This is a genomic window from Bittarella sp. HCP28S3_D9 (assembly GCF_052065655.1).
GTDB lineage: Bacteria > Bacillota > Clostridia > Oscillospirales > Ruminococcaceae > Bittarella > Bittarella massiliensis.
In genome coordinates this window covers 1-4,610 of the sequence record NZ_JBQHTP010000043.1, presented here as the reverse complement: position 1 = coordinate 4,610, position 4,610 = coordinate 1, and the positions used below count along the sequence as shown (strand labels likewise).

Here is a 4,610-nt window from a genome sequence, read left to right as displayed (position 1 = left end):
GCGGGGCCCGCGCCGCCCGACTGCCGGCTCAGATCCCCCTGTACCCTGGGCAGCAGCAACAGGCAGCCGGCCAGCAGCAGCGCCGCCAGCGCGAGGAGGAGCAGCCGGATCCGCCTGGACCGCCGCCGCTGGGCAAACGAGGTGTACACAGCAAAGCCCCCCTTTAGCCGATGGCGCCCATGATGCCGATGAGGGGCAGCATGACCGCCAGGAGGATGACCCCCACCGAGAGGGTGAGGAAGGCCGCCAGCCCCGGCTCGACCGTCGAGAGGGCCCCGTCGATCTGGCGGTCGGACTCCTCCGCAAAGAGGCGGGTGAGGCGGGCCAGCGACTCCTCGCCGCTCCCGCTCTGAAAGCCGCTGACGAGCATCCGGGCGTAGAGGGAGGGGAAGACCTTTTCGGCGTAGATGGCCTGGGCCAACCCCTCGCCGGTCTCCATCCGCTCCCGGCAGCGGGCCAGTTTGGCGCGCAAGAGGGGGTGGTCCACCATCTCGCTGGAGACGGCCATGGCCCGGTCGGTGTCCACCCCGCTGGCCAAAAAGGTGCTCAGGGCCGAGGTGAAGCGGGCCAGGGACACCTGGTAGGCGACCCCCTTTGTCAGGGGAAGGCGCTGGGCCAAGGCAGCCAGCCGCTGCAGCCCCCGGGGGCGCTTCATCATCTGCAGCCCCACCAAGAGGAGGACCGCCAGCACCAGGGTGATGACCAGCACCGCCCAGGCGACCCCCTTGGCCACCGACATGTACCCGACGGAGGAGCCGGTCAGGTCCCCCGCCAGCTGGGCGTAGACGCCGGAAAAGACCGGCAGCACCTCAAAGACCAAAAAGAGCATCACCGCGGTCATCAAAACCAGCATCACCGTGGGGTAGACCACGGCGCTGCGCAGCTTTTTCTGCAGGGCGTCCTGCCCCTCGTAGTAGGCGGCCAGCCGTTTGAGCACCTGCTCGGTGCGCCCGGCGATCTCGCCCACCTCCACCATGTCGCTCAAATAGCTGGGGAAACAGCCCGCCGCCCGCAGGGCGCCGGGGAGGGAGTGGGTCTCTTCCAGGCAGTCCAAGACCCGCCGGACCCCCTCCTGAAAGGGGCCGGGCTCCATGTCCTCGCAAAAGAGCTCCAGCGCCTCGCTGGACGGGATGCCGGCCCCCAGCATCATGGATAGATTTTCACAAAACAGGCTAAGCTCCAGGTCGTTCAACAGCGTCTGTTTCATCTGCCGCCTCCTCTTTTTCTCTCGCCCATATCAGTACACATAGCGGTCGACATAGTTTTTGCCGTCGCCCACAAAATCCTTTAGGTCCGCCCCGCCGGCGGCGAAGGTGGTGTCGATGCGCACCCAGTTGCCGGCCTCCACCTGAAACTCCACCGCGATCCAGCCCGACTCCTCCAAATAGATCAAATTCCAGGCGTGGTAGAGGTCGTTCGGGGCCACGTAGCCGGTGACGAGTTTGGTGGGGATGCCCTGGCTGCGGAGCATGGCGGCCGCCAGGGCCGCGTAGTCGTAGCAGATGCCGGTGCCACTTTTCAGGGTCTCGTCGGGGTCGGGGGTGTAGCCCTTGGGGACGGTCTCCGCCTTCCCCACGTCGTAGCGGATGTTTTTTACGATGTAGTCGTAGACGCTGTTGACCACCCCGATCTGGCTGGTGTCCTCCGCCGACAGCTGGGCGGCCTTGGCCACGCAGGCGGACTGGGGGGTGTAGTTGACCTGGATGCTGGGGCGGAGGAAGGGGGCGAACTCGCTTGTGAGCTGCACCTGCCGGGCGGTGGAGAGGAGCTGGGCATACCGGTCGCCGGTGGTGTTTCGCATCACCCGAAAGGTGTATTCGCCGTCCCCCATCTGCAGGGGGTAAAAGCAGGGGGTGCCGTCGTTTGCCAGGTCGTAGTTGTAGGTCTCCTCCCCCTTGAGCACCTGAAATTTTAGGCGGGCGCTGTGCTGGGCGCGCACCGCCACATAGCCCTCGCCCAGGTTGGTCAGGTCGATGTCGGCCCCCCCGCCCGAGACCGCGTCGCTGCCGTCAAAGACCGCCTCGGCCACCGGGGGGCGCTGGTAGTTGCCGGCGGGGTGACCCTCCCGCTGGGGGCTGTCCTTGGCACAGCCGCTCAGGAGGGTGAGGGCGGCCAGCGCGGCGGCAAACAGTCGTCTGTACTTCAAAGCGGCCCCCCACCTCCTCCCGGCGTATATAAATTCAGTATAGCACAGTTGTGCGGCCAATGCCACGCCCTTTTTGGGGGGTAAAACAGAGAGAGGGCGCCCTCTTTCGGGCGCCCTCTCAAGGCCGTGTGGCGGGCCTTATTTGGCGTAGTTGTCGAAGTAGTTTTGCACCAGCACCACCGGGGTGCCCTTGTCGCCACTGCCGGAAGTCAGGTCGCACAGGGAGCCGATGAGGTCGGTCAACCGGCGGGGGGTGGTGCCCTGGGCGGCCATGTCGCCCACCAGCTTGTCCTTCTTGTGGGCGATGCGCTCGCGGATGGCGGCCTGCAGTTCCTCGCCGCTGAGGTCGGCAAAGTCGTTGTCGGCCAGGTATTTCAGCTTGACCTCGTTGGGGGTGCCGTCGAGCCCGGCGGTGTGGGCGGGGGAGACCACCGGGTCCGCCAGCTCCCAGATCTGGCCCACCGGGTCTTTGAAGGCGCCGTCGCCGTAGACCATGACCTCGATCTGCTTGCCGCTGCCCTCGCGCAGCAGGTCGGCCACCCGCTGGACAAAGGCGTCGCAGTCCCGGGGGAAGAGCTTCACCGAGGTCTCGGTGGCCTTGTTGGAGCCCAGCAGGCCGTACTGCTCGTTGTAGCCGCAGCCGCCGGCGCTCTGGTTGAGGATGTCGCTGAGGGAGCAGACCGCCTCGGCCCCGGCCTCCTTCAGCTGGCGGCAGGTGCGCTGCCGGGTGTGGATGTCGCAGGCCAGCACCCGCTTGGTGTACTGCAGGATGGCGGCGGGCTTGTTGGCCAGCACGATCTGGGGCTCGGCCCCGCACTCGCGGATGACCTGGGCGTAGTAGTCCAGGTAGTCCACCCCGGTGAAGGGGTGCAGCACGGTGCCGAACGTCTCGTGAAATTCCTCGGCGGTGAGGACGTCGCTCCAGGGGTTGATGCCGGCCTCTTCCAGCCGGTCGATGTCGATCAGGTGGTTGCCCACCTCGTCGGAGGGGTAGCTGAGCAGCACCGTCACCTTTTTGGCGGCCTTGGCGATCCCCTTGAGGCAGACCGAGAAGCGGTTGCGGCTGAGGATGGGGAAGACCACCCCGATGTGCTCGCCCCCCAGCTTGGCCCGCACGTCGGCGGCGATGTCGTCGACGGTGGCGTAGTTGCCCTGGGTGCGGGCCACCACCGACTCGGTGATGGCCACCACGTCCCGGTCGTGCAGGGCGAAGGGCTCGCCCGCGGCGGCGTCCAGCACCGACTTAGCCACGATGGCGGCCAGGTCGTCCCCCTCTTTGACGATGGGAAGTTTGATCCCTCTGGATACGGTGCCTACGAAGTTACTCATCTTGCCTCTCCTTTTTTGGCGGGCCCAAAAGCCCGGTTTACAAACAACTGCTCTACCAGTATAATGCAATTGTATATATAAGTAAAATATCTTTTCATAATATGATTTATAAGGTGGTCTAATAGTATGGAGGTCAAGCTGGAACACTATCGGGTCTTTCGCGAGGTGGCGCGGCAGGGGGGCTTCTCGGCGGCGGCGGGGAAGCTCTTTGTCTCCCAGTCGGCGGTGAGCCAGACGGTCAAACACCTGGAGAGCCAGTTGGGGGTCCCCCTCTTTGACCGGCGGGGGAAGCGGCTCTCCCTCACCAGCGAGGGGGAACTGCTCTACGGCTATGTGGACGCCGCCCTCAAAACCCTGGAACAGGGGCAGCAGAGCCTGCGGGAGCAGCAGAACCTGGAGCAGGGCCAGCTGCGGGTGGGGGTGTCGGACACCATCTCCCGCTTTGTGATCCTGGGCCAGTTGGAGCGCTTTCACCGGGAGTACCCCCACATCCGGCTGGTCATCCAAAACGGCACCTCCATCGAGGCGGTGGAGATGCTGGCCGAGCACAGTGTGGACCTGGCCTTTGTCAACTCCCCGGTGCGGGACCAGCGGGTGGAGGAGCACCGCTTTTTCCGGGTGCACGACGCCTTTCTGGCCGGGCCGCGCTACCCCCTGCCCCAGCGGCCCCTCACCGCCGCCGAGGTGGCGGACCTGCCGCTGATCTTGCTGGAGCGCAAGTCCAACGCCCGGCGGCTGGTGGACGACTGGTTTGCCGCGCAGGGGCTGCCCATCTCTCCGGAAATCGAGCTGGGCTCCCACGACCTGCTGCTGGACTTCGCCCGCATCGGCCTGGGGGTCTGCTGCGCCATCGAGGAGTTTGCCGAGGACTATCTGCGCCGGGGGCTGGTGGTGAAGCTGCCGGTGGATTTCTCCCTGCCGCCCCGGCACATCAGCTGGTGCAAGCTGCGGGACGTCTCCCTCTCCCCCAGCGCCAAGCGCTTTGTCGACTTCATCGGCGGCCGCTACGGCTGGTGATAGAGAAGCGGGGGGGGGGGGGGGGGGGGGGGGGGGGGGGGGGGGGGGGGGGGGGGGGGGGGGGGGGGGGGGGGGGGGGGGGGGGGGGGGGGGGGGGGGGGGGGGGGGGGGGGGGGGG

Annotated in this window: 4 protein-coding genes; 1 reads left to right on the top strand and 3 read right to left on the bottom strand. The window is 66.7% G+C overall.

The window, feature by feature from the left end:
* Window positions 1-163: 163 nt before the first annotated feature.
* The 3 genes from ACTNAU_RS13270 to ACTNAU_RS13260 all read right to left on the bottom strand — a co-directional run bounded on the left by ACTNAU_RS13270 (window position 164) and on the right by ACTNAU_RS13260 (window position 3,475).
* A complete protein-coding gene (locus ACTNAU_RS13270) occupies window positions 164-1,207 on the bottom strand; it encodes a type II secretion system F family protein (RefSeq protein WP_216401357.1) in 1,044 nt (347 codons plus the stop codon).
* Window positions 1,208-1,237: 30 nt separating this feature from the next.
* Complete coding sequence (locus ACTNAU_RS13265; protein ID WP_441098679.1) at window positions 1,238-2,146, bottom strand: transglutaminase-like domain-containing protein; 909 nt, start codon at window positions 2,144-2,146, stop codon at window positions 1,238-1,240.
* 138 nt (window positions 2,147-2,284) lie between these two features.
* Window positions 2,285-3,475 carry a coenzyme F420-0:L-glutamate ligase gene (locus ACTNAU_RS13260; protein WP_185914793.1) on the bottom strand — a complete coding sequence of 397 codons (1,191 nt, stop codon included), beginning with the start codon at window positions 3,473-3,475 and terminating at the stop codon, window positions 2,285-2,287.
* Window positions 3,476-3,601: 126 nt separating this feature from the next.
* Between ACTNAU_RS13260 and ACTNAU_RS13255 the strand changes: the two genes are divergently transcribed.
* Complete coding sequence (locus ACTNAU_RS13255) at window positions 3,602-4,492, top strand: LysR family transcriptional regulator (RefSeq protein ID WP_185914794.1); 891 nt, start codon at window positions 3,602-3,604, stop codon at window positions 4,490-4,492.
* The last annotated feature ends 118 nt before the right edge of the window (window positions 4,493-4,610 follow it).